The organism is Klebsiella sp. BIGb0138 (assembly GCF_004342285.1).
GTDB lineage: Bacteria > Pseudomonadota > Gammaproteobacteria > Enterobacterales > Enterobacteriaceae > Klebsiella.
Genome location: NZ_SMCV01000001.1, coordinates 680,350 through 705,893 on the forward strand (window position 1 = coordinate 680,350; position 25,544 = coordinate 705,893).

21 protein-coding genes are annotated in these 25,544 nt (G+C 56.4%); 4 read left to right on the forward strand and 17 right to left on the reverse strand.

What is annotated here, in order from left to right; all coding sequences use genetic code 11:
- Positions 1 to 6 precede the first annotated feature (6 nt).
- From nuoM to EDF73_RS03210, 13 genes are all read right to left on the reverse strand, one after another.
- Complete coding sequence (gene nuoM, locus EDF73_RS03145; protein ID WP_132725640.1) at positions 7 to 1,536, reverse strand: NADH-quinone oxidoreductase subunit M; 1,530 nt, start codon at positions 1,534 to 1,536, stop codon at positions 7 to 9.
- A gap of 151 nt (positions 1,537 to 1,687) precedes the next feature.
- Positions 1,688 to 3,529: an NADH-quinone oxidoreductase subunit L gene (gene nuoL, locus EDF73_RS03150; RefSeq protein ID WP_132725643.1), complete on the reverse strand. Its 1,842-nt coding sequence runs from the start codon at positions 3,527 to 3,529 to the stop codon at positions 1,688 to 1,690.
- On the reverse strand, positions 3,526 to 3,828 hold the full coding sequence (gene nuoK / locus EDF73_RS03155) for an NADH-quinone oxidoreductase subunit NuoK (protein WP_004865088.1): 303 nt from the start codon (positions 3,826 to 3,828) through the stop codon (positions 3,526 to 3,528). Before nuoK ends, nuoL begins: the two co-directional genes overlap by 4 nt.
- Entirely contained in the window at positions 3,825 to 4,379 is a 555-nt protein-coding gene (gene nuoJ, locus EDF73_RS03160) for an NADH-quinone oxidoreductase subunit J (RefSeq protein ID WP_132725646.1), read from the reverse strand. The genes nuoK and nuoJ overlap by 4 nt, the downstream gene beginning before the upstream one ends.
- Before the next feature lie 10 nt (positions 4,380 to 4,389).
- Positions 4,390 to 4,932: an NADH-quinone oxidoreductase subunit NuoI gene (gene nuoI / locus EDF73_RS03165; RefSeq protein WP_004865092.1), complete on the reverse strand. Its 543-nt coding sequence runs from the start codon at positions 4,930 to 4,932 to the stop codon at positions 4,390 to 4,392.
- A 14-nt stretch (positions 4,933 to 4,946) separates the two neighbouring features.
- Positions 4,947 to 5,924, reverse strand: a complete 978-nt coding sequence (nuoH, locus tag EDF73_RS03170) for an NADH-quinone oxidoreductase subunit NuoH (RefSeq protein WP_132725649.1) — start codon at positions 5,922 to 5,924, stop codon at positions 4,947 to 4,949.
- Positions 5,921 to 8,647 (reverse strand): NADH-quinone oxidoreductase subunit NuoG, encoded by a 2,727-nt coding sequence (gene nuoG / locus EDF73_RS03175; RefSeq protein WP_132725652.1) that lies wholly within the window; start codon positions 8,645 to 8,647, stop codon positions 5,921 to 5,923. Before nuoG ends, nuoH begins: the two co-directional genes overlap by 4 nt.
- Positions 8,648 to 8,732: 85 nt before the next feature.
- Positions 8,733 to 10,070 (reverse strand): NADH-quinone oxidoreductase subunit NuoF, encoded by a 1,338-nt coding sequence (gene nuoF / locus EDF73_RS03180; RefSeq protein WP_004865097.1) that lies wholly within the window; start codon positions 10,068 to 10,070, stop codon positions 8,733 to 8,735.
- The gene (gene nuoE, locus EDF73_RS03185) at positions 10,067 to 10,567 is read right to left on the reverse strand and encodes an NADH-quinone oxidoreductase subunit NuoE (protein WP_004865099.1); all 501 of its coding nucleotides are present in this window, start codon (positions 10,565 to 10,567) and stop codon (positions 10,067 to 10,069) included. The genes nuoF and nuoE overlap by 4 nt, the downstream gene beginning before the upstream one ends.
- Before the next feature lie 2 nt (positions 10,568 to 10,569).
- Positions 10,570 to 12,378 carry an NADH-quinone oxidoreductase subunit C/D gene (gene nuoC / locus EDF73_RS03190; protein ID WP_132725654.1) on the reverse strand — a complete coding sequence of 603 codons (1,809 nt, stop codon included), beginning with the start codon at positions 12,376 to 12,378 and terminating at the stop codon, positions 10,570 to 10,572.
- 89 nt (positions 12,379 to 12,467) lie between these two features.
- The gene (nuoB, locus tag EDF73_RS03195) at positions 12,468 to 13,142 is read right to left on the reverse strand and encodes an NADH-quinone oxidoreductase subunit NuoB (protein ID WP_002913178.1); all 675 of its coding nucleotides are present in this window, start codon (positions 13,140 to 13,142) and stop codon (positions 12,468 to 12,470) included.
- Positions 13,143 to 13,157: 15 nt separating this feature from the next.
- Positions 13,158 to 13,604, reverse strand: a complete 447-nt coding sequence (gene nuoA / locus EDF73_RS03200) for an NADH-quinone oxidoreductase subunit NuoA (RefSeq protein WP_132725657.1) — start codon at positions 13,602 to 13,604, stop codon at positions 13,158 to 13,160.
- A gap of 651 nt (positions 13,605 to 14,255) precedes the next feature.
- A complete protein-coding gene (locus tag EDF73_RS03210; protein WP_132725660.1) occupies positions 14,256 to 15,182 on the reverse strand; it encodes a LysR family transcriptional regulator in 927 nt (308 codons plus the stop codon).
- An 886-nt stretch (positions 15,183 to 16,068) separates the two neighbouring features.
- On the opposite strand from EDF73_RS03210, the gene alaA reads away from it, so the two are divergent.
- Both alaA and yfbR read left to right on the forward strand, forming a co-directional pair.
- Positions 16,069 to 17,286: an alanine transaminase AlaA gene (gene alaA / locus EDF73_RS03215; protein WP_132725662.1), complete on the forward strand. Its 1,218-nt coding sequence runs from the start codon at positions 16,069 to 16,071 to the stop codon at positions 17,284 to 17,286.
- 82 nt (positions 17,287 to 17,368) lie between these two features.
- A complete protein-coding gene (gene yfbR / locus EDF73_RS03220) occupies positions 17,369 to 17,968 on the forward strand; it encodes a 5'-deoxynucleotidase (RefSeq protein WP_132725665.1) in 600 nt (199 codons plus the stop codon).
- A 55-nt stretch (positions 17,969 to 18,023) separates the two neighbouring features.
- On the opposite strand, the gene EDF73_RS03225 is transcribed toward yfbR, so the two are convergent.
- The 4 genes from EDF73_RS03225 to yfbV form a co-directional block, all read right to left on the reverse strand.
- Entirely contained in the window at positions 18,024 to 19,856 is a 1,833-nt protein-coding gene (locus tag EDF73_RS03225; protein ID WP_132725668.1) for an SLC13 family permease, read from the reverse strand.
- Between the two features lie 76 nt (positions 19,857 to 19,932).
- The gene (locus tag EDF73_RS03230; protein WP_279387969.1) at positions 19,933 to 20,604 is read right to left on the reverse strand and encodes a sugar phosphatase; all 672 of its coding nucleotides are present in this window, start codon (positions 20,602 to 20,604) and stop codon (positions 19,933 to 19,935) included.
- A complete protein-coding gene (locus EDF73_RS03235; protein WP_132725674.1) occupies positions 20,604 to 21,098 on the reverse strand; it encodes a YfbU family protein in 495 nt (164 codons plus the stop codon). The genes EDF73_RS03230 and EDF73_RS03235 overlap by 1 nt, the downstream gene beginning before the upstream one ends.
- An 85-nt stretch (positions 21,099 to 21,183) precedes the next feature.
- Positions 21,184 to 21,639 carry a terminus macrodomain insulation protein YfbV gene (gene yfbV, locus EDF73_RS03240; protein ID WP_132725676.1) on the reverse strand — a complete coding sequence of 152 codons (456 nt, stop codon included), beginning with the start codon at positions 21,637 to 21,639 and terminating at the stop codon, positions 21,184 to 21,186.
- 337 nt (positions 21,640 to 21,976) lie between these two features.
- On the opposite strand from yfbV, the gene ackA reads away from it, so the two are divergent.
- Together ackA and pta are read left to right on the forward strand one after the other, a co-directional pair.
- Entirely contained in the window at positions 21,977 to 23,179 is a 1,203-nt protein-coding gene (gene ackA / locus EDF73_RS03245; protein WP_132725679.1) for an acetate kinase, read from the forward strand.
- Positions 23,180 to 23,360: 181 nt separating this feature from the next.
- Complete coding sequence (gene pta, locus EDF73_RS03250; protein WP_132725681.1) at positions 23,361 to 25,502, forward strand: phosphate acetyltransferase; 2,142 nt, start codon at positions 23,361 to 23,363, stop codon at positions 25,500 to 25,502.
- Positions 25,503 to 25,544 lie beyond the last annotated feature (42 nt).

A 25,544-nucleotide genomic window follows, 5' to 3' on the forward strand; every position in this document is an offset into this window, starting at 1 on the left:
GGCGAATTACGGCCTTGTAGTAGAAACAGAATTAACAAACCACTGCTGAATGTTGCTCATCGCAGCATGTGAGGTGTCCAGAATCGGCTGCGGGAAGAAGCCCAATAGCACCAGCAGCACCACCAACAGCAGAATAATCGACAGCTCGCGCAGAGACATGCCCGGCAGCTCTTGCGCCGCGATTTCGCTCTTCGCTTTGCCGAAGTACGCGCGATGCAGCATCGCCAGCGAGTAGACGGAAGCAAAGACCAGACCGAAGGTGGAAATCACGGTAATCAGCGGCACCACTTTATAGCTGCCGAACAGAATCATGAATTCGCCAACAAAGTTACCGGTACCCGGCATCCCCAGCGTCGCCACGGCAAAGAACATCGACAGCGCCGGCAGCCATTTAATTTTGCTCCACAGACCGCCCATCTGACGCATATCGCGGGTGTGCAGGCGTTCATACAGCTGGCCGCACAGGATGAACAGGCCGGCCGCGGACAGACCGTGCGCAATCATCTGAATCACCGCGCCCTGGTACGCCAGCTGGCTGCCGGTATAGATAGCAATCAGCACGAAGCCCATGTGGGACACGGAAGTGTAAGCAATCAGGCGTTTGATGTCGTACTGGCAGAAAGCCATCCACGCGCCGTAGAAGATACCGATAACGCCCAGCCACATGGCGACAGGAGCAAACTCGGCGGAGGCATTCGGGAACAGCGGCAGAGCAAAACGCAGCAGACCGTAGGCCGCCGTTTTCAGCAGGATCCCGGCGAGGTCAACGGAACCGGCGGTCGGCGCCTGAGAGTGGGCATCCGGCAGCCAGCCGTGCAGCGGAACCACCGGCATTTTCACCGCGAAGGCGATGAAGAAGCCGAGCATCAGCATGTATTCGACGCCGTGGGACATCGGGGTCTTCAGCAGATCTTCATAGTTGAAGGTCCACACGCCGGTGGCGTTAAAGTGCACGAAGGCCAGCGCCAGAATGGCGATCAGCATCACCAGACCGCTCGCCTGGGTATAGATGAAGAACTTGGTTGCCGCCGTGATACGCGTTTTACCGTCGGAAGCCTTATGGCCCCACAGCGCGATCAGGAAGTACATCGGCACCAGCATCATCTCCCAGAAGAAGAAGAACAGGAACATGTCGATGGCAAGGAACACGCCGATAACGCCGCCCAGGATCCACATCAGGTTGAGGTGGAAGAAGCCCTGGTATTTTTCGATTTCGCGCCACGAACACAGCACTGCCAGCACGCCGAGCAGACCGGTCAGCACCACCATCAGCAGCGACAGACCGTCGATAGCCAGATGAATGCTAATACCGAAGCGTGGGATCCACGGCATCACGAACTCTGACTGCCACTGCGGAATACCCGCGGATTGCGTCAGCGAATAACCGCCCTGCAGCCACAGCTGCAGAGAGAGCACCAGCGTCAGTCCCATGGTAATCAGCGCAATCCAGCGCGGCACCTTCACGCCAAAGCGTTCAGTCTGCCAGCACAGAAACCCGCCGATAAAGGGGATTAGTATTAACCAGGGTAATAGCATAGCTAAGTATGTCCCTTATATTCTCACTCCCGAACAGGCTATCGCACTCGCCGATGACGCCCGGACTTCAGAAGCAGTTACCTAAAATTCATTCTTGGTTCACAAACCCGGCAGCGGACCGCCGCCGGGGATATTCACTCAACCCACAAACTCAGCGCAGTACCATCAGCAACGCCAGTACGACAACCGCTCCGACGCTCATTGATGCCACGTACCAGCGTAAATAACCGTTCTCGCTTAGCAGCAGGCCTTTACCTGCAAAGCGGGAAAGGATCGCCGGAATGTTCATCATGGCATTCAGCGGATCGCTCTTCAGCAGCCAGGCGATGCCGAGGAATGGTTTCACGAACACTTTGTCGTATAACCAGTCGAAGCCCCAGGCATGGAACCACCATGTGCCCAAGAAGCGGCCAGGCGCGCTGTTGGCGATAGAGGTCACCAGCGTGCGTTTGCCCAGCCACAGCCATGCGGCGATCAGGATGCCGGCGATAGCCACGATCCCGGAGGTGATTTCCAGCGTCATCACGCGACCGTGCTCAAGCTCGGTCGTCTGCGGCAGCACGCCCTGCAGCGGCGGAACGATCAGTGCGCCAACGAAAGTCGACAAAATCAGCAGAACAATCAGCGGCAGATGGTGGGTAATCCCCTGCCCTGCATGCGCGTGGATCTGTTCTTTGCCGTGGAACACGATGAAGATCATGCGGAAGGTATACAGCGAGGTCATGAACGCCCCGACCAGGCCGGCTACCATCAGGTTGATATGACCGTTGGCCATCGCCCCGGCCAGAATTTCATCCTTACTGAAGAAGCCTGCGGTAATCAGCGGCAGGGCGGACAGCGCCGCGCCCCCCACCAGGAAGCAGACGTACACCAGCGGAATCGACTTACGCAGGCCGCCCATCTTGAAGATGTTCTGCTCGTGATGACAGGCCAGGATAACCGAACCGGAGGAGAGGAACAGCAGCGCTTTAAAGAACGCGTGGGTCATCAGATGGAAAATCGCCGCATCCCACGCCTGCACGCCCAGCGCCAGGAACATATAGCCAATCTGGCTCATGGTCGAGTAGGCGAGCACGCGTTTGATGTCGGTCTGCACCAGCGCGGCGAAACCGGCGAGCACCAGCGTCACCGCCCCCACAATACCGACCAGATGGAGAATTTCCGGGGTCATCAGGAACAGGCCGTGGGTACGGGCGATCAGGTAGACGCCCGCGGTCACCATGGTTGCGGCGTGGATCAGCGCGGAGACCGGCGTTGGACCCGCCATCGCATCCGCAAGCCAGGTCTGCAACGGCAGCTGCGCGGATTTACCGACCGCACCACCCAGCAGCATCAGCGTCGCCCAGGTCAACATGTTGTTGCCGGCTTCGAAGTGCTGCGGCGCCAGTTCGACCATTTCACGGAAGTTCAGCGTCCCCAGTTCGTTGTAGAGAATGAACAGCGCAAAGGCGAGGAACACGTCGCCGATGCGGGTCACCACAAACGCTTTCATTGCGGCGGCGCCGTTTTTCGGATCGGTATAGTAGAAACCGATCAGCAGATAGGAGCACAGGCCCACGCCTTCCCAGCCGAGGTACATCAACAGCAGGTTATCGGCCAGCACCAGCACCACCATGCTCGCAATGAACAGGTTGGTGTAGGCGAAGAAGCGGGAGTAGCCCTCTTCCCCACGCATATACCAGGAGGCGAACATGTGGATCAGGAAGCCAACGCCGGTAACCACGGAGAGCATGGTCAGCGAAAGACCATCCAGAACCAGGTTAAAACCGATGTTGAAATCACCCACCGACATCCAGGTCCACAGCGGGACGCTGACCGCCTGTTTGCCGTTCGCAAAAAAGTCGACGCCGACAAACGCGGTCACCAGCGCCGCCAGGCCGACTGACCCCATCCCCACGGTGGCGGAGAGGTTTTCCGACCAGCGGCCACGGGAGAATGCCAGCAGGACAAAGCCAATCAATGGCAGAAGAATGGTTAAGGCAAGCATGTTCATCCACGCAACTCACTTACTGAATCGATGTTCAGGTTCTGGCGGCGACGATGGAGCTGCAGCAACAGCGCCAGGCCGATACTCGCTTCCGCAGCCGCGAGGCTGATGGCGAGGATATACATTATCTGACCGTCGGTCTGGCCCCAGTAGCTGCCGGCAACCACGAAAGCCAGCGCCGCGGCGTTGATCATGATCTCCAGGCTAATCAGCATAAACAGCAGATTGCGACGGATCACCAGACCCGTCAAACCGAGAACAAACAGGATCGCGGCGAGGATCAGTCCATGTGTTAAGGGGATCATGCGTGTTCCTCCGTTTTTCTTTTGTCGCTATCGCCCTGGCGGTTGCTCAGCACCTCACCGACGCGCTCTTCGCGGCCGATGTGGAAGGCGACAACCAGACCGGCCAGCAGCAGCATGGAGGCCAGCTCCACCGCCAGTACGTACGGGCCAAACAGCGCAATACCCACTTCTTTCGCGCTTATCGCCGCGCCATCGATGCCCTGATCGTTAAGACCGAGGATGGCGTAAACGATAACCACCAGCAGTACCGCGGACAGAATCGCCGGGCCAATCCAGATCCCCGGCTGCAGCCATTTGCGTTCCTGTTCGATTTCGCTGCCGCCCAGGTTGAGCATCATCACCACAAACACGAACAGCACCATGATGGCCCCGGCGTAAACGATGATTTCCAGCGCCCCGGCGAAGTAGGCGCCCAGCGAAAAGAACACCCCGGCAATCGCTAACAGCGAAATGATCAGGTACAGCAAGGCATGTACCGGATTGGTGTGGGTGATCACCCGCAGGGTCGCGAGGATGGCGATAAGGCCACAGATATAAAAAGCGAATTCCATTGCCCTCTCCTTACGGTAACAGGCTCTTGACGTCGATAGGCTTAGCTTCGTTCTCTGCTTCGCCCTTATCTTTGCCGTCGATTGCCATACCCGCCATCCGGTAGAAGTTATATTCCGGGTATTTGCCCGGACCGGAAATCAGCAGATCCTCTTTTTCGTACACCAGGTCCTGACGTTTGTATTCGCCCAGTTCGAAGTCCGGGGTCAACTGAATCGCCGTGGTCGGGCACGCTTCTTCACACAGACCGCAGAAAATGCAGCGCGAGAAGTTGATACGGAAAAACTCCGGGTACCAGCGGCCGTCTTTGGTCTCTGCTTTTTGCAAAGAGATACAGCCTACCGGACACGCTACCGCACACAGGTTACAGGCAACGCAGCGCTCTTCACCGTCCGGGTCGCGCGTCAGCACGATACGGCCACGATAGCGCGGCGGCAGATATACCGGCTCTTCCGGGTACATCTGAGTTTCACGTTTGGCGAAGGCGTGCATCCCGATCATCCAGATACTGCGGACCTGGGTGCCGAACCCCACCAATAATTCTTTTAAGGTCATGGTCAATTCACCCCTTATTGCGCCTGCCAGAGAATGACAGCCGCCGTTACCAACAAGTTGATCAGCGTTAACGGCAGGCATACCTTCCAGCCAAAGGACATTACCTGGTCATAGCGCGGACGCGGTAATGATGCGCGAATCAAAATGAACATCATCATGAAGAACGCGGTTTTCAGCGCGAACCAGATGAACGGAGGTAACCATGGGCCATTCCAGCCGCCGAAGAACAGCGTCACAATCAGCGCTGATACGGTGACAATCCCGATGTACTCACCGACGAAGAACAGACCGAACTTCATGCCGGAATATTCGATGTGGTAACCATCGGCCAGTTCCTGCTCGGCTTCCGGCTGGTCAAACGGGTGACGGTGACAGACCGCCACGCCGGCGATAGCAAAGGTGACAAAGCCAAAGAACTGCGGAATCACGTTCCACAGATGCGCCTGGTTGTTGACGATATCGCTCATGTTGAACGATCCCGCCTGCGCCACCACGCCCATCAGCGACAGACCGAGGAACACTTCGTAGCTCAGGGTCTGCGCGGAAGCACGCATCGCCCCCAGCAGCGAGTATTTGTTGTTACTCGACCAGCCGGCGAACAGCACGGCGTAAACCGCCAGACCGGCCATCATCAGGAAGAACAGGATACCGATGTTCAGGTCGGCGACCACCCACGACGGACTGACCGGCACGATAGCAAAGGCCAGCAGCAACGACGTAAAGGCGATAACCGGGGCCAGAGTAAAGATAACGCGGTCCGTAAAGCGCGGAACCCAGTCCTCTTTAAAGAACATCTTGATCATATCGGCGACGAGCTGCAGCGACCCGCCCCAGCCGACACGGTTAGGCCCGTAACGGTTCTGGAACAGCCCCAGCAGACGACGTTCGCCAAAGCTCATGAACGCACCGCAGGTCACCACCACCAGCAGAATAACCACTGCCTTCAGGATGGTTAACAGAATGTCGATGAGATCCGGTGTTAACCAACTCATGCTTTCGCCTCCTGCAGTGTGTCAATACGTGCGCCGGTCAGTACCGGCGCAATGCCCGGCATCCCCATCGGCAAGCCCACCTGCCCTGCCGTCAGCCCCGCAGAAATCACCAGCGGCAGGCTAAGCGCCTGGCCTTCTACGCTGAAGGAGACCATCGCCCCTTCGTTGACGCCAAGCTTCGCGGCATCCGCCGGGTTCAGCTTGATATACGGCTGCGGCATGCGGCTCTGGAAGACCGGAGAACGCTGCGACAGTTCGTCGCTGCCGAACAGATGGTAGTACGGCGCGATACGCCATTTCCCCTCTTCCGCCTGGAAGCTTGCCGGCACCGTGGTGAAATAATCCAGACCGCTGGCAGACGCCTCGATCAGACGTACGCCCGGATCGCCATGGCGCAGTTTACCGCCCACTTCGTCCTGGAATTTATTCCACGCCTGCGGGGAGTTCCAGCCCGGCGCCCAGGCAAACGGAATTTGCGAACGCGGCGCGGACGGCTGGTTGTTCCCTTCCATCGAGAAGGCGAACATGGTGTCTTTATCCTGCGGCTGACGCGGTTCATGCACGCTGATGTTAGCGCGCATTGCCGTGCGGCCGCTGTAGCGATGCGGCTCACGCGCCAGTTTCTGGCCCCGGATACGGAAGGTCGCGTCCGGCGCGGCATCTTTAATGCCTGCCAGCTGCGGCAGTTTCGCCACGACGGCATCAATCACGTGGTCCAGCTGCGTCCAGTCAACCTGACGGTTGTCGACGGTGCTGTGCAGCGAGTGCAGCCAGCGCCAGCTTTCCAGCATGACGGTATTCGCATCGTAGTAAGCCGGGTCGTAAACCTGGAAGAAACGCTGTGCGCGGCCTTCGTTGTTGACCACCGTCCCGTCGCTTTCGGCGAAACTTGCCGCGGAAAGCACCAGATGCGCTTTGTCCATAATCGCCGTGCGCTGGTGATCAACCACCATCACCAGCGGCGCTTTGGCCAGCGCAGCGTCTACGCGCTCGGCAGAAGCGTGGCGGTGCAGGTCGTTTTCCAGCACGATAACCGCATCGGCCGCGCCGGTTTCCAGTTCGCTCAGCGCCTCTTCCAGAGAGCCGCCGCCGATCAGTCCCAGGCCAACGCTGTTCACCGCCCGGGCGACCATGGTGACGCCGACGTCGATACCGCGGCCCTTCAGCGCTTTGGCCACGTTGGCCGCCGCCTGAATAATCTCAATGCTGCCGGCGTTAGTCCCGGAGACAATCAGCGGTTTCTTCGCCCCGGCCAACGCCTGGACGATTACATCGATTTTGCCTTTCAGATCGTTGCTCAGTCCGTCCACCGCCGGCGCGCTGTCATCCAGCGCATGCGCAATGGCAAAGCCCAGGCGCGCCTGGTCTTCAACCGGCGCGCGGTAGGTCCACGCGGCGACATCGTCGAGACGGGTGTCATCGATATTGGTGACAAACAGCGGATGCTTCGCGCGCTGACCGATGTTGAGGATCGCCGCAATCTGCCAGTCGGCGACTTTCTGCGCCGCGGCCATTTCACGCGCTTTCCCTTTCACCGCCTGACGTACGGCCAGGGCGACGCGGGCGCCGGTTTGGGTGATATCTTCGCCCAGCACCAGTACCGCATCGTAGGATTCGATTTCGCGCAGCGCCGGGGTATGAATACCGCCGTCACGCAGCACTTTCAGCACCATCTGCAGGCGCTCCTGCTCACTCTTCGCAATGCCGGTATAGAAGTTCTCAGCGCCCACCAGCTCACGCAACGCAAAGTTGCTTTCAATGCTGGCGCGCGGCGAGCCAATACCAATCACTTTTTTCGACTGACGCAGAATATCCGCAGCCCCCTGCATCGCCTGTTCAGCGTTAAGGGTAATCAGATCGTCGCCGCGACGTTGCACCGGCTGACGCGGACGGTCTTTCAGGTTCACGTAGCCATAGCCGAAACGACCGCGGTCGCAGAGGAAGTAGCGGTTTACCGTACCGTTATAACGGTTTTCGATACGACGCAGCTCGCCATAGCGCTCGCCCGGGCTGATGTTACAGCCAATGGAACATTGCTGGCAGATGCTCGGCGCAAACTGCATATCCCATTTACGGTTATAACGCTCGGAGTGCGTCTTATCAGTGAACACGCCGGTCGGGCAGACTTCAACCAGGTTGCCGGAGAATTCGCTTTCCAGCACGCCATCTTCCGGGCGGCCGAAGTAGACGTTGTCGTGGGCGCCATACACCCCCAGATCGGTGCCGTCGGCATAATCTTTGTAGTAACGAACGCAGCGGTAGCAGGCGATGCAGCGGTTCATTTCGTGCGAGATGAACGGCCCCAGATCCTGGTTGCGGTGGGTACGCTTGGTAAAACGGTAGCGACGGAAGCTATGACCGGTCATCACGGTCATATCCTGCAGGTGGCAGTTACCGCCCTCTTCGCAGACCGGGCAGTCGTGCGGGTGGTTGGTCATCAACCACTCCACCACGCTCTCGCGGAACTGCTTCGCTTCGCCGTCGTCAATGGAAATAAAAGTGCCGTCCGATGCCGGTGTCATACAGGACATCACCAGGCGACCACGCGTGTCTTCCGCGTTTTGATATTGCTTCACCGCACACTGGCGGCAAGCACCGACGCTGCCGAGCGCCGGGTGCCAGCAAAAGTATGGAATATCAAGACCAAGAGAGAGACAGGCCTCTAACAGGTTGTCCGCTCCATTGACCTCGTATTCTTTGCCGTCTACATGAATCGTAGCCATTAGCATGCTTCCAAATTAAAAAATCGTTACCACTTCCTCTTCCAGATTGCCGCCTTCGCGTCGCCTGGAAGAGCCGGTGGAGACATTACCAGCGCGTCTTAAGCAGGTTCGGCTGAATCCCGTTGATAGCATGGGTATTACTGAACTGCTGCTTAATGCCTGCTTCGAATTCGTCGCGGAAATATTTAATGGCGCTCTGCAGCGGTTCTACCGCACCTGGCGCATGCGCACAGAAGGTTTTCCCCGGCCCCAGGAACCGACACAGTTGCTCAAGTGTCTCGATATCCCCCGGCTGGCCTTCACCGCGCTCCAGAGCGCGCAGAATTTTCACGCTCCACGGCAGACCGTCGCGGCACGGCGTACACCAGCCGCAGGACTCGCGGGCGAAAAACTCTTCCAGGTTGCGCACCAGCGACACCATGCCAATCTCGTGGTCGACGGCCATCGCCAGCGCGGTGCCCAGACGGCTCCCCGCTTTGCCAATACTTTCGAATTCCATCGGCAGATCAAGATGCGCTTCGGTCAGGAAGTCGGTCCCCGCGCCGCCCGGCTGCCAGGCCTTGAACTTCAGGCCATCGCGCATGCCGCCGGCATAATCCTCGAGGATTTCGCGCGCGGTGGTACCAAACGGTAGCTCCCAGACGCCCGGGTTTTTCACCCGGCCAGAGAAGCCCATCAGCTTGGTACCGGCATCTTTGCTGGTTGAAATGTTCTGATACCACTCGACGCCGTTGGCCAGAATCGCCGGGACGTTACACAGGGTTTCAACGTTGTTCACGCAGGTCGGTTTACCCCACACGCCAGAACTCGCCGGGAATGGCGGCTTGGAACGCGGGTTGGCGCGACGGCCTTCAAGGGAGTTAATCAGCGCGGTTTCTTCACCGCAGATGTAGCGCCCTGCCCCGGTGTGCACAAACAGTTCGAAATCGAAACCGGTGCCGAGAATGTTTTTGCCCAGCAGACCGGCTTCGGTCGCCTCGGCAATGGCGCGGCGTAAATGCACCGCCGCTTCAATGTATTCGCCGCGCAGGAAGATGTAGCCGCGGTACGCTTTCAGCGCAAACGCGGAGATCAGCATGCCTTCCACCAGCAGGTGCGGCAGCTGCTCCATCAGCAGGCGGTCTTTATAGGTGCCCGGCTCCATCTCATCGGCGTTACACAGCAGGTAACGGATGTTCATGGATTCGTCTTTCGGCATCAGGCTCCACTTCAGACCGGTGGAAAAGCCCGCGCCGCCGCGCCCTTTCAGACCGGCGTCTTTCACCTGATTGACGATCTCATCCGGCGCCAGCCCCAGCAGCGCCTTACGCGCGCCGGCGTAGCCGTTTTTGCTCTGATATTCTTCCAGCCATACCGGCTGTTTATCATCGCGCAGACGCCAGGTGAGCGGATGCGTTTCGGGAGTGCGGATCACTGTCTTCATTTATACTGCTCCAACAGGTCAGGAATCGCCTCCGGCGTCAGATAACTATGAGTATCCTCATCAATCATCATCGTCGGTCCCTTGTCGCAGTTGCCCAGACAGCAGGTCGGCAGCAGAGTAAAGCGGCCATCAAAGGTGGTTTGACCCGGTTTGATGTCGAGCTTTTTCTCGATCGCCGACTGAATGCCCTGGAAGCCGGTAATGTGGCAAACCACGCTATCGCAATAGCGGATCACGTGACGGCCAACCGGCTGGCGGAAGATCTGGCTGTAGAATGTCGCTACGCCTTCCACGTCGCTTGCCGGGATGCCCAGTACGTCGGCGATCGCATAGATCGCACCATCCGGCACCCAGCCGCGCTGTTTCTGAACGATCTTCAGCGCTTCGATGGACGCCGCACGCGGGTCTTCGTAGTGGTGCTTCTCGTGCTCAATGGCCTCACGCTCTGCCGCACTCAGCTCAAAAGCCTCGGTTTGTGGTTGTTGATTCTCGTGCATAATTAGCGGTCCACGTCTGACATAACAAAATCGATACTACCCAGATAAACGATCAGGTCGGATACCAGGCTGCCACGAATCGCCGACGGGATCTGCTGCAGGTGCGCATAGCTCGGCGTGCGGATACGGGTACGATAGCTCATGGTGCTGCCGTCGCTGGTCAGGTAGTAACTGTTAATACCCTTCGTCGCTTCAATCATCTGGAAGGATTCGTTGGCCGGCATTACCGGGCCCCAGGAAACCTGCAGGAAGTGCGTAATCAGGGTTTCGATATGCTGCAGCGTGCGCTCTTTCGGCGGCGGCGTCGTCAGCGGGTGATCCGCCTTGAACGGGCCTTCCGGCATATTATCGAGGCACTGCTGGAGAATGCGCAGGCTCTGGCGCAGCTCTTCAACTTTCAGCATCACGCGGGTATAGCAGTCGGATACACCGCCGCCAACCGGCACTTCGAAGTCAAAGTTCTCATAGCCAGAGTATGGACGCGCTTTACGCACGTCGAAGTTGATTCCGGTGGCGCGCAGACCGGCGCCGGTGGTGCCCCACTCCAGCGCTTCTTTCGCGCCGTAAGCGGCAACGCCTTTTGAACGGCCAATCAGAATGCTGTTGCGCAGCGCGGCTTTCTCGTAAGAATCCAGACGCTTGGGCATCCACTCAAGGAATTCACGCAGCAGACGATCCCAGCCGCGCGGCAGATCGTGCGCCACGCCGCCGATGCGGAACCACGCCGGGTGCATACGGAAACCGGTGATGGCTTCCACCAGATCGTAGATCTTCTGCCGGTCGGTAAAGGCAAAGAACACCGGCGTCATCGCCCCGACGTCCTGAATAAAGGTCGAGATATACAGCAGGTGACTGTTAATGCGGAACAGCTCGGAGAGCATGACGCGAATCACATTGACGCGATCCGGTACGGTGATACCCGCCAGCTTTTCGACCGCCAGAACGTACGGCATCTCATTGACGCAGCCGCCAAGGTATTCAATACGGTCGGTATACGGAATGTAGCTGTGCCACGACTGACGTTCGCCCATTTTCTCAGCGCCACGGTGGTGGTAGCCGATATCCGGTACACAGTCGACGATCTCTTCGCCATCAAGCTGCAAAACGATACGGAAAGCACCGTGCGCGGAGGGGTGGTTCGGGCCGAGGTTAAGGAACATGAAGTCCTCGTTTTCGGTCCCGCGTTTCATGCCCCACGCTTCTGGCTTAAAGGTCAGCGCTTCCATTTCCAGATCCTGCTTGGCTTTGGTCAGCTCAAACGGATCGAACTCGGTGGCGCGCGCCGGGTAGTCTTTACGCAGCGGATGGCCTTCCCAGGTCGGCGGCATCATGATGCGCGTCAGGTGCGGGTGGCCTTCGATATCAATACCGAACATTTCCCACGTTTCACGCTCATACCAGTTGGCATTCGGGAACAGTTTGGTCAGTGTCGGCACGCGCAGATCGTTTTCAGACAATGCTACCTTGAGCATGACGTCACGATTGCGTTCAATAGAAATCAGGTGATAGAAAACGGAAAAATCCGCGGCGGGTAGCCCGTCACGGTGGGTACGCAGACGTTCGTCCATGCCGTGCAGATCGAACAGCATGACATAAGGTTTTGGCAATTTCTTCAGGAAATCAACCACCTCCAGCAGCTGTTCGCGCTTGACCCAGACCACCGGAACGCCGGTGCGGGTAGGCTGAACGGTAAAGGCATCCGGCCCAAAACGATTGCGCAGTTCGCCGATCACCGGGTCATCGAGGTGATCGCGGGTTTGCCAGGCTGGTGCGGCGTCATGCGCATGTAAATCGGTCATATTGTTCACCATTGCAAAAGGTCCGTGGTGACTGCCGGGCGTGGCTTCGCGCTGTTGTAGATTGATTTGCGAAGTGTTGTGCCGCCGCCCGCAGGCGCAAGTTAAATCTCGTCCGGAGTCCGCAGATTGGTCACCGCAATGCGTTCGCCACGTTTACGCTCGCGTTCCGACTGCATGTTGGCGCGATAAACGCCCTGATCGCCAACCACCCACGAGAGCGGACGACGTTCTTTACCAATGGACTCCTGCAGCAGCATCAGCGCCTGCATATAAGCTTCCGGACGCGGCGGACAGCCTGGGATGTAAACATCAACCGGGATAAACTTGTCCACGCCCTGGACGACAGAATAAATATCGTACATTCCGCCGGAGTTGGCGCATGCGCCCATGGAGATAACCCATTTTGGCTCCAGCATCTGGTCATAAAGACGCTGAATAACCGGCGCCATTTTGGTGAAGCAGGTGCCGGCGACGACCATCAGGTCCGCCTGACGAGGAGAAGCACGCAGTACCTCGGCGCCAAAACGCGCAACGTCATGCACCGCAGTGAATGACGTCACCATTTCAACGTAGCAGCATGACAGGCCAAAGTTGTAAGGCCAGATTGAGTTCTTGCGGCCCCAGTTCACCATGTCATGCAGCGCATGTTCGAGTTTCCCCATATACACGCTTTTGTTGACTTCTTGCTCCAGGGGGTCAGTGACGATCTCCTGTTTCTGCAGGGGGTAACGGTCGTTCTCACCGTTAGGATCTATGCGGGTGAGCGTATAATCCATCTTATTGCCTCGCTTTTACTGCATATGACGGTTAGTGGGACTGTCTGTTTCTGAGTTAACCAGCGTGCGACGGGAACGCGCAGGCGTCCAGTCCAGTGCGCCGATACGAACGAGGTAAACCAGACCTGCCAGTAGCACTAAAATGAAAATTGCGGCTTCCACAAAGCCGATCCAACCGCTTTCGCGGATTGAAGCCGACCATGCGTAGAGATACAGGGCTTCCACGTCGAAGATAACGAAGAACATGGCAACCAGATAAAACTTCGCAGAAAGACGTAAGCGAGCCGAACCAACGGAGTCGATCCCCGATTCAAACGGCGTATTTTTGCTACGCGCGCGCGCGCGACCGCCGAGGTACCAGCCCCCGACAAGCATCAGGCAGCACAGGCCGATGGCAATGATGAGAAATATAGCGAATGCCCAATGATGAGCGATGACTTCAGTGGATGTTGACATACGCATTGCTTAACCAAAAAAGTGTAGCGCTAAACCCTCTGCTCTTGCTGGCAGATGAACGCCACAGCGTTTCACGGGGAGGAATAAAAAAATAACCTTGCAAAAAAGCGTCCCTACTTAGCGTAGAAGGCTATATGCGGTGGCTTTTTACCCCTTTCTTTAACCTTTTGTCAACTTCAACAAAAGTTTTAACCACATTAATTTACATTAGTTTTTTTTTCATTAACATTAAATGCCCTTTTATGCGAAATAACCTTGCATACAAACCGGATTTAGTGTTGTTGAATCGTGTCCGTTTCTGGTGTAAATCAAAATTACCCGTCTATTTTGACAGGATTTAGCTTTGATTCCTCCCCCTAAGGAGGGGTATTTTCTTGATCTGTGACACGCTTTTGTTAATTAAAGCTGTAAAACAGCAACAATACCGTCGGTTTTTTAACATTAGCATGAAGTATTGAAAGTGCAGGGAAAAGTCGGGAAGTGAGCACAACAACCTAGTTAACTGATTGATAAATATAAAAATAAAACAAACAAATAGTAAAAAGCGCTGTAAAATAAGAAAAAAAAGAACCGCAGGGCGTAATTCAAACCTCTGTGGCCCTTTTCTACACTTACAATTTGTTACCAGCTTTTTGTGATCTGCGTAACTAAATCCCCTCAGGAAACGAGGGAATTATCTCCCCCTTCCGGGGTAAAAACCGGCTCCGATGACCATGGGCTATCGTCCTGACGCAGCGAGCGGAAAATCGACTGCACCAGTTCGTTCGCTTTCTGCGGATTGCTGCTCAGTACGTAATGCGTATCCGGCAGCCCCGGAAGACCGTCGTTTTTCCCCACCACACGCAGTTCAGGACTCATCATTTCCACCGGCCGCGCCGTGACGCCAAGCCCCGCCTTCACCGCCGCTTTGACGCCGGCAAGCGTCGAAGCGGAATGGGCCAGATGCCATGGCGTACGGGCGGCATTGAGCGCGGCAATGATATCCGCCCGGAACGGTCCCGGTTCTTCGAGCAGGATCAGCGGGATCGACTCCCCCTGCCGCAGGACATAATCGGCCGCGCAGTACCATAACGTTGGCGAAGTGCGCAACGTCAGGGTATCGACATATCCGGACTGGTGAGTGGTCAACGCGAGGTCAATCGCACCGTTGGCCAGCATCTCCACCGCCTCAACATGACTAAGGACTTTGATTTCCAGGTTCAGTTTCGGGTAGAGGCCGCCGATTCGGTTCAACAAAAACGGCAGAATCGTCTCTGCCGTTTCATCCGAGGCCCCTATCGTTAAGATGCCTTGCAGGCTGCTGAACATCAGCGACAGGCAGGCCTCATCATTAAAACGCAGGATTTTTCGGGCATAACCCAGCAGCTGAATACCCTGCTCGGTCAGTAATTTATTGCGCCCGTGGCGGGCAAAAAGTTCTTTTCCAACCAGCTGTTCCAGACGTTGCATCTGTTGGCTTACTGCGGATTGCGTACGGCATACCGCGGCGGCGGCGGCGGCGAACGTATTCAGATCGGCGACGGCAACGAATGTTCTCAGCAGATCGAGGTCGAGGTTTAGTATCGGACGATTTGCATTTATCATATGTGCTTCACTTACAGGTGGCGAATGCTGACCTGCCTTGTTGATGCTGTGCTCCAGGTTTCCGGCTATTCCTTGAGCCTTGTGCCATCCATAAAATGAATCGGCAACTGGAAGAACGTTATTGCATTTGAAAGTACTCGTCCGCGACAAGTGTGCGAAACGTCTGAGTAATATTTTGTTCGTAGTTCTACGCTTTTTATTACCGCGAGCGAGTTTCGGTGATGGCATTCAAAAAAACATCAATAACCAGAGCACTGCCATCAGCCCACAAGTCACGCGCTCGCAACCCGCACAAAGACGAACAAAAAAGCCTGCAATAACAATATATTAATAACCAACCCGCGCTAACGGCAGGCCTTTAATCGATATTAACAGGGGTATCCTAACCGAAAACTGAATTATTTATAAGAGCTAATCTTTACTATTAAAGATAATTTTAAATTTTTTTCAGCTCTTTAATTAAATTAACAAAAATCAGAATTCCGCTGGCGAAAAAATAAAAAATTTTTAATTTGTTAAATATTCTCGCTCAGCATATTTAACATTAGCGTTACAGCCATCCTACTTAAATAGTTATACACCTTTTTACGCCGGGTCGCGCTAAACGTACAAAAAACGTGCTCCGATGTCTCCCGACCGGCAGAAAACCAGATAAACGTTCATTAAATAGCGAAAAATACACAATATTTAACCATTAAATTACCAATGGAAGGCATATTGTATAAAACAAAAAGCCCGGCATCAGCTAAATTGATTACTCCAAAAAAATCATATTAGCAAAATCTTCTCCTGTTAACCCTTCAAAACCTCGGGGATGAAGAGTACATTGTTCCGTGCTGACTTCCACAGCAGGGAGTGGCGATAACAGCTAAAAGGTCAAAGGTTCATGTCCCCTATCGAAAAATCCAGCAAGTTAGATAACGTCTGCTACGACATCCGCGGCCCGGTTCTGAAAGAGGCAAAACGTCTTGAAGAAGAAGGCAATAAAGTCCTGAAACTGAACATCGGCAACCCGGCGCCGTTCGGCTTTGATGCCCCCGACGAGATCCTTGTTGACGTTATTCGCAATCTCCCGACCGCCCAGGGCTACTGTGATTCGAAAGGCCTCTACTCTGCGCGCAAGGCCATCATGCAGCACTATCAGGCTCGCGGCATGCGTGACATAACGGTGGAAGATATTTATATCGGCAACGGCGTCTCAGAGCTGATCGTCCAGGCGATGCAGGCGCTGCTGAACAGCGGCGATGAGATGCTGGTTCCCGCGCCGGATTACCCGCTGTGGACCGCTGCGGTATCGCTCTCCAGCGGCAAAGCGGTGCACTATCTGTGCGATGAATCGGCTGACTGGTTCCCGGATCTTGACGATATTCGCGCCAAAATCACCCCGCGCACCCGCGGCATCGTGATCATCAACCCGAACAACCCGACCGGGGCGGTATACTCGAAAGAGCTGCTGATGGAGATCGTTGAGATTGCCCGCCAGCACAACCTGATCATCTTCGCCGATGAGATCTACGACAAGATCCTCTACGACGAGGCCCAGCACCATTCGATCGCCGCGCTGGCCCCTGACCTGCTGACGGTCACCTTTAACGGCCTGTCTAAAACCTATCGCGTGGCCGGATTCCGCCAGGGCTGGATGGTTCTGAACGGGCCGAAAAAACACGCGAAGGGCTACATTGAAGGGCTGGAGATGCTGGCCTCCATGCGCCTGTGCGCCAACGTACCGGCGCAACACGCGATTCAAACCGCCTTAGGCGGCTATCAAAGCATTAGCGAATTTATCGTCCCCGGCGGTCGGCTGTATGAGCAGCGCAATCGCGCCTGGGAGTTGATCAACGAGATCCCCGGCGTCTCCTGCGTCAAGCCGAAAGGGGCGCTGTATATGTTCCCGAAAATCGACGCGAAGCGCTTTAACATTCACGACGATCAGAAGATGGTGCTCGACTTCCTGCTGCAGGAGAAAGTGCTGCTGGTTCAGGGGACCGCCTTTAACTGGCCGTGGCCGGATCATGTGCGTATTGTCACCCTCCCGCGCGAGGACGATCTGGAAATGGCGATTTCTCGCTTTGGCCGCTTCCTCTCCGGCTATCATCAGCTCTGATAAGCCTTGCCGCCGGTGTTTGCATCCGGCGGCAATCCCTGCGCACAATAGCACCCGATGTTGTCACTGATTAAGGGTTCCTATGAGTCAGAGTCATTTCTTTGCCCACCTCTCTCGCCTGAAGCTGATTAACCGCTGGCCGTTGATGCGCAATGTCCGCACCGAAAACGTCTCCGAGCACAGTCTGCAGGTAGCGATGGTCGCCCACGCGCTGGCCGCTATTAAGAACCGTAAGTTTGGCGGCACGGTTAATGCCGAGCGAATTGCGCTCCTGGCAATGTATCACGATGCGTCGGAGGTCTTAACCGGCGATCTCCCGACCCCGGTAAAATATTTCAATTCGCAGATTGCGCAAGAATATAAGGCGATCGAAAAGATTGCCCAGCAAAAGCTGATCGACATGGTTCCTGACGAACTGCGCGATATCTTTGCACCGCTGATCGACGAGCATCGCTATAGCGAAGATGAGCAGTCGATCGTCAAACAGGCCGACGCGCTTTGCGCCTACCTGAAATGCCTGGAAGAGCTGTCGGCCGGTAACAACGAGTTTTTACTGGCTAAGGGCCGGCTTGAGAAGACCCTGGCGTCTCGCCGCAGCGAGGAGATGGACTACTTTATGCGGGTGTTCGTCCCCAGCTTCCAGCTGTCGCTGGACGAAATCAGCCAGGATTCCCCGCTGTAAATCGGCGCTAACCCGGCTTGCGGTGAACACCGCCTGAGCCGGGCTATCGAGCCGTTCAGAAGGGGAACAGCACCGGAATGAGCAGCACGCAAACCACCATCACCAGCACGGTAAACGGCACGCCAATCTTGACGAAGTCGCTGAAGGTGTATTTCCCGGGGCCCAGTACCAGAGTATTCACCGGCGAAGAGACCGGCGTCATGAAGGCCGCCGATGCCGCCATCGCCACCACCATGGCAAAGGGATAAGGCGAAACGTCCATTGATTTCGCCGCCGCCAGCGCTATCGGCGCCATCAGCACCGCCGTTGCGGTGTTGGAAATAAACAGACCGATAGTCGCGCACATCACGAACAGGCAGCCCAACATCACATACGGGCCTTGACTACCGGCCACATCCATTAGCCCCTGAACCACCAAATCGACGCCGCCGGTTTTTTGCAGCGCCAGCGCAAACGGCATCATACCAACAATTAAAATAATGCTAGGCCAGTGGATGGCTTTATAGGCGCTCTCGGCATTGATGCAGCGGAATTTCCCCATCAGCAGACAGGCGATAATGGCGGCGATAGGATTGGGGATCTCATCGGTGAGCATCAGGGCGACCATCAGCACCAGGCAGAAGATCGCATGCGGGGCCTGACTGTGCGCGGGCGAAGCGTCATTCACTTCAACCGGCATGTTGAGGACCACAAAATCACGACCGCGTTTCGCCAGTTGGCCGATGTACCGCCAGTCCCCCACCACCAGCATAATATCGCCCAGTTGCAGCGACTCATCGACCACTGAACCATCAAGGGCCTTGCCATCGCGTTTCAGGCCAACGATATTGAGGCCAAAGCGGGTACGAAAACCGATTTCGCGCACCGTTTTGCCGATCAGCTCCGAGTCAGGAATCAATGACACCTCCGCCATGCCGACATCCAGCGCCTGGTCAGCGAAATATTCGCCGCGCAGCACCATCGGTTCGAGCATCTGCTCCCCGCAGAACTGACGTAAATCGACGTCTGAAGCCGACATATCGATCAGCAGCACATCGCGGGCGCGAAATTCAGAGACGCCGTTAACATTCACGATAACCCGGCGAAAACGACGCCAGCGCTCCACGCCGATGACGTTCGCGCAGTAGCGTTCACGCAGCTTAAGGTCATCCAGGCGTTGACCAATCATCGGCGAGCCCGGGCGAATCGCCAGCCGACGGGCCCGGCCGGTCAAATGGTACTCTTTGATTAAATCGCGAAAGGTGCTTCTTTTACGCCCGTCGCGCGTCTGTTCGCCCTCGCCGCCGCGCAGCATAAAGCGCACCGCCAGCATATAAACTACGCCCAGCACCAGTACCACCAGGCCGATCGGCGTCACGCTAAAAAAACTAAACCCCTCCAGCCCTTCACGCAGCAGCTCGCTGTTCACCACCAGGTTTGGCGGCGTGGCGACCAGCGTCATCATCCCGCTGATCAGGCCGGCAAAACTGAGCGGCATCATCAGGCGCGAGGGCGAGGTATTCATCCGCAGCGAGACGCTGAGCACCACCGGAATAAAGATCGCCACCACGCCGGTTGAGCTCATAAAGGCCCCCAGACCGGCGACGGTCAGCATCAGAAAGACCAGCATTTTCGTTTCGCTGTTGCCGGCCACTTTCACCAGCCAGCTGCCGACCTTGGTGGCGACCCCGGTACGCACCAGGCCATCGCCAATAATAAATAGCGCCGCGATCAAAATCACGTTCGGGTCGCTAAATCCGGAGAACGCTTCGCTGAGCGTCAGCGTGTCGCTGAGCACGAAGGCCACAATAACCAGCAGCGCGATCGCATCCATGCGCACTTTCCCGCTGGCAAAGAGCACAACCGCGACGGCAAGAAGAGACAACACCCAAATCAGTTCACCGTTCACAACCTATCCTTGTCTGAAGATGGAGCCGGAATTTTTGCATAAAAAAGCCCCGGCGATGCGGGGCTATATCATGAGATCACGCTTTAAGAGCGACATTCACCCTACCGTCCGCCAGCTTCTCAACCGCCAGGCTTTCAAGGCTGGTCAGCACAAAATCGGCTTCATTGAGACGAGGCGCATCCGCCGGCACATTCACGGCGATGGTATGACACCCGGCGGCCAGCCCGGAAAGTAGCCCGGCTGGCGCATCCTCCACCACGACGCACTCCTGCGGCGCCAGTCCCAGCAGTTCCGCTCCGAGCAGGTAGGCATCCGGCGCCGGTTTGCCATGCTTCACGCGCTCCGCGGTGACGAAGACTTTAGCCTCAGGCAGCCCCGCAGCGCGATGGCGGGCGTGGGCAACGGGCACCGAACCTGAGGTGACGATGGCCCACGGGATCCCCGCCTCATCCAGAGTGGCCAGCAGCGCGACCGCGCCCGGCAGCGCCGTGATGCCATCGGTATCCGCCGCTTCCACCGCTTCAAGATAGGTGAACTCCGCCTGGATCTCCTCTTCACTGCGCCCCGCTAAAAAATGGCGTAAAGAGGTGATTGCCTGCTTGCCATGAATGAAGTTAAGCACCTCATCACGCGGGATGGCGAATCGGTCCGCCCATTTGCACCACGCGCGTTCCACCACCGGCAACGAATCGACCAACGTCCCGTCAAGATCAAACAGGAAACCTTTACACTGCACGGGAACCTCCATCAGGCATTAATAATGTGATTAATTTCGTTACTGCTTAAATGATACTGGCGCGGGCAAGAGTGCCAAACGCTGAGCATCCGCTGATATTTATCCCACATCGGCGTTTGAGAGTTGAAGCCGTGGGTGCCGGCGTCGAAGTGGCTATAGCGCCCTTCAACGTTAACGATAAAGCGCACATAGCCGAGGAAACGCGCTTCGCTTGCCACGTCAAACCCGAGGAAGGTCACCCGGCGTTCGTCAATTTCACTGGCGTCCTTCAGGTTGGCCCAGGAGACATGCAGCGCATGATACATTTCCATGATATCAATGACGGTACGGCAGGTTTCTTCCGTCAGCTGGCCAAATTCGCGGTCCAGCTCGCGCATTTGCAGTCCGTATCCACGCTCAATGATGGTCTGTAGACGGCGGTAACGTTCAGCGTTGTCCGGGTCGAGCATCGTCATCATCTTGTACTGATTCGATAAAATCAGACGCTGCGCATTGGTCATTTCCATTTTTGACTCCTGTAGCACTTTATGGCGTGAAAAAAGAAGGCGCATTAATTATGCGCCTTCTTTTATATGCGTTTTCCCTGGTGAATTACAAATCATCAAGGAAAGTTTTATCCAGTTGTTTGAAGGCGCGCTTAAGCGTGTCAGCCAGAGCCTGATAATCCGGCTTGCCGTCAACCGGCGCCAGCGCCTGCCCTGCCTCCTGCAATTTGCCGCGCACTTCATAAAACCAGTTCAGTACCGATGGCGGCAGCGGCGTTACCGAACGCTTGCCCAACCACCATAATCCCTGCATCGGTAAACTCAGGGCGAACAGCGCGGTCGCGACCGCCGGGCCAAGCTGACCGCCTAGCGCGATTTGCCAGCACAGCGTAAAGATAGCGACCGGCGGCATAATGCGGATCGCGTAGCGGGTGGCGCGAATGATGCGGTTTTCAATAAATACCGGGGCGAGGCGTTTGTCCAAAGGCCAGGTCTTTGCATAGTGCTGCCCGTGGCGAAACAAGCCAAAAAAGCTAACGGGGCGATTCTCGGGGGTCGACATGGCTTTACCTCAACTTTACATATAAATCTTAAAATATTCGTGCAAAACACCAACTATGCATGACAACGTTCAAAACATTTTGGCAATGGCTGCGGCAATCAGGTATCCTGTGCCCGCCTGAAAGGGCGATAGACCCTTTGACCAGGTTAGTCAAATTATCGCACATTCTGCCATTGGCTGAAAATTATCCAAAATGGCATAAAATCAAATGTACTTCTCCCATCGTGCCCGAAAACAGAACAAGGCATGATGTTAATCATAAATGTCGTTGTCATCCTGCGCTACGCTTTGTGACACACTGACGTTTTTTTAGCCACGTATCATAAAAGGTACTTCCATGTCGAGTAAGTTAGTACTGGTTCTGAACTGCGGTAGCTCCTCACTGAAATTTGCTATCCTTGATGCCGTAAACGGTGACGAATATCTGTCTGGTTTAGCTGAATGTTTCCATCTTCCTGAAGCCCGTATCAAATGGAAAATGGATGGCAGCAAACACGAAGCGGATCTCGGCGCTGGCGCCGCTCACAGTGAAGCGCTTAACTTTATCGTTAACACTATTCTGGCACAAAAACCAGAACTGTCTGCTCAGCTGACCGCAATCGGCCATCGTATCGTTCACGGTGGTGAAAAATACACCAGCTCCGTGGTCATTGATGACTCCGTGATTCAGGGCATCAAAGATTCCGCCTCTTTCGCGCCGCTGCACAACCCGGCTCACCTGATCGGTATTGCTGAAGCACTGAAATCCTTCCCGCACCTGAAAGATAAGAACGTTGCCGTGTTCGACACCGCGTTCCACCAGACCATGCCGGAAGAATCCTATCTGTACGCCCTGCCGTACAGCCTGTACAAAGAGCACGGCGTACGTCGCTACGGCGCACACGGCACCAGCCACTTCTACGTGACTCAGGAAGCGGCAAAAGTCCTCAACAAACCGGTTGAAGAACTGAACATCATCACCTGCCACCTGGGCAACGGTGGTTCTGTTTCCGCGATCCGCAACGGTAAATGCGTTGACACCTCTATGGGTCTGACCCCGCTGGAAGGCCTGGTCATGGGTACCCGCTCTGGCGATATCGACCCGGCCATCATTTTCCATCTGCACGACTCCCTGGGCATGAGCGTTGATGCGATCAACAAAATGCTGACCAAAGAGTCTGGCCTGCTGGGTCTGACCGAAGTTACCAGCGACTGCCGCTATGTTGAAGACAACTACGCAGATAAAGCAGACGCTAAACGCGCGATGGACGTTTACTGCCACCGCCTGGCGAAATACATCGGTTCCTACACCGCGCTGATGGACGGCCGTCTGGATGCCGTGGTCTTCACCGGCGGTATCGGTGAAAACGCAGCCATGGTACGCGAGCTGTCGCTGGGCAAACTCGGCGTTCTGGGCTTCGATGTTGATCACGAGCGTAACCTGGCGGCCCGTTTCGGCAAGTCTGGCTTCATCAACAAAGAAGGCACCCGCCCGGCTCTGGTCATCCCGACCAACGAAGAGCTGGTCATCGCGCAAGACGCCAATCGTCTGACTGCCTGATGCCACACCGCCAGCGATAACCTTAAATACTTCGCGTTGCAGGAAGGCGGCCCGCAAGGGCGAGGCTTATGGATGAGCCGGGTTACCAGGCCAACGTAGATGCAACCTGAAGTATGACGAGAAGCTGGTGGTGCAGTTTTGTCTCCCGCCTGATACTGGCGGTAACGAAAGAGGATATATCGTGTCCCGTATAATCATGCTGATCCCTACCGGAACCAGCGTTGGCCTGACCAGCGTCAGCCTCGGTGTTATCCGTGCGATGGAGCGCAAAGGCGTTCGTCTTAGCGTCTTTAAACCTATCGCCCAACCACGCGCTGGCGGCGATGCGCCAGACCAGACCACCACCATCGTACGCGCAAATTCCAATCTTCCGGCCGCCGAGCCGCTGAAGATGAGCCACGTCGAGTCGCTGCTGTCCAGCAATCAGAAAGACGTGCTGATGGAAGAGATCATCGCTAACTACCACGCAACGACTCAGGATGCTGAAGTCGTGCTGGTTGAAGGCCTGGTTCCGACCCGTAAACACCAGTTCGCTCAGTCCCTGAACTTCGAAATCGCTAAAACGCTGAACGCGGAAATCGTCTTCGTCATGTCTCAGGGTACCGATACCCAGGAACAGCTGAACGAACGTATCGAACTGACCCGCAACAGCTTCGGCGGCGCGAAGAACACCAACATCACCGGTGTTATCGTCAACAAGCTGAACGCACCGGTTGACGAACAGGGGCGTACTCGTCCCGATCTGTCGGAAATTTTCGATGACTCCTCGAAAGCGAAAGTGGTGAAGATCGATCCGGCTCAGCTGGCGACCGGCAGCGCGCTGCCGATTCTGGGCGCGGTACCGTGGAGCTTCGATCTGATTGCTACCCGTGCTATCGATATGGCGCGCCACCTGAATGCTACCATCGTCAACGAAGGCGACATTAACACCCGCCGCGTGAAATCGGTGACCTTCTGTGCGCGCAGCATTCCGCACATGCTGGAACACTTCCGCGCCGGCTCTCTGCTGGTGACTTCCGCAGACCGTCCTGACGTGCTGGTTGCCGCCTGCCTCGCCGCCATGAACGGCGTTGAAATCGGCGCCCTGCTGCTGACCGGCGCCTACGAAATGGACGCTCGCGTGAGCAAGCTGTGCGAACGTGCGTTCGCTACCGGCCTGCCGGTATTCATGGTCAACACCAACACCTGGCAGACCTCCCTGAGCCTGCAGAGCTTCAACCTCGAAGTCCCGGTTGACGATCACGAGCGTATCGAGAAAGTTCAGGAATACGTGGCCAGTTACATCAACGCCGACTGGATCGAGTCTCTGACCGCCACCTCCGAGCGTAGCCGTCGCCTGTCTCCTCCGGCCTTCCGCTACCAGCTGACCGAGCTGGCGCGCAAAGCGGGCAAACGTGTGGTTCTGCCGGAAGGCGATGAGCCGCGTACCGTTAAAGCCGCCGCCATTTGTGCAGAGCGCGGTATTGCGACCTGCGTGCTGCTGGGTAACCCGGATGAGATCAACCGCGTTGCCGCCGCTCAGGGCGTGGAACTGGGCGCAGGCATCGAAATCGTCGATCCGGAAGTGGTTCGCGAGAGCTACGTGGCTCGCCTGGTCGAACTGCGTAAGAGCAAGGGCATGACCGAAGCGGTCGCGCGCGAGCAGCTGGAAGACAACGTGGTTCTCGGCACCCTGATGCTGGAACAAGACGAAGTCGACGGTCTGGTTTCCGGCGCGGTACACACCACCGCCAACACCATCCGTCCGCCGCTGCAGCTGATCAAAACGGCGCCGGGCAGCTCGCTGGTCTCTTCCGTGTTCTTCATGCTGCTGCCTGAACAGGTTTACGTTTACGGCGACTGCGCGATCAACCCGGATCCGACCGCAGAACAGCTGGCCGAAATCGCGATTCAGTCCGCAGACTCCGCGATTGCGTTCGGCATTGAGCCGCGCGTGGCGATGCTCTCCTACTCCACCGGGACTTCCGGTGCCGGTAGCGATGTGGAGAAAGTGCGTGAAGCGACCCGTCTGGCTCAGGAAAAACGTCCTGACCTGATGATCGACGGTCCGCTGCAGTACGATGCTGCGGTGATGGCTGACGTGGCGAAGTCCAAAGCGCCGAACTCTCCGGTTGCCGGCCGCGCCACCGTGTTCATCTTCCCGGATCTGAACACCGGTAACACCACTTACAAAGCCGTACAGCGTTCCGCTGACCTGATCTCCATCGGGCCGATGCTGCAGGGTATGCGTAAGCCGGTGAACGATCTGTCCCGCGGCGCGCTGGTTGACGATATCGTCTACACCATCGCGCTGACCGCGATTCAGTCTTCCCAGCAGCAGTAATTTGCTGTCAATTAACCCCCTCTTATCGAGGGGGTTTGCATA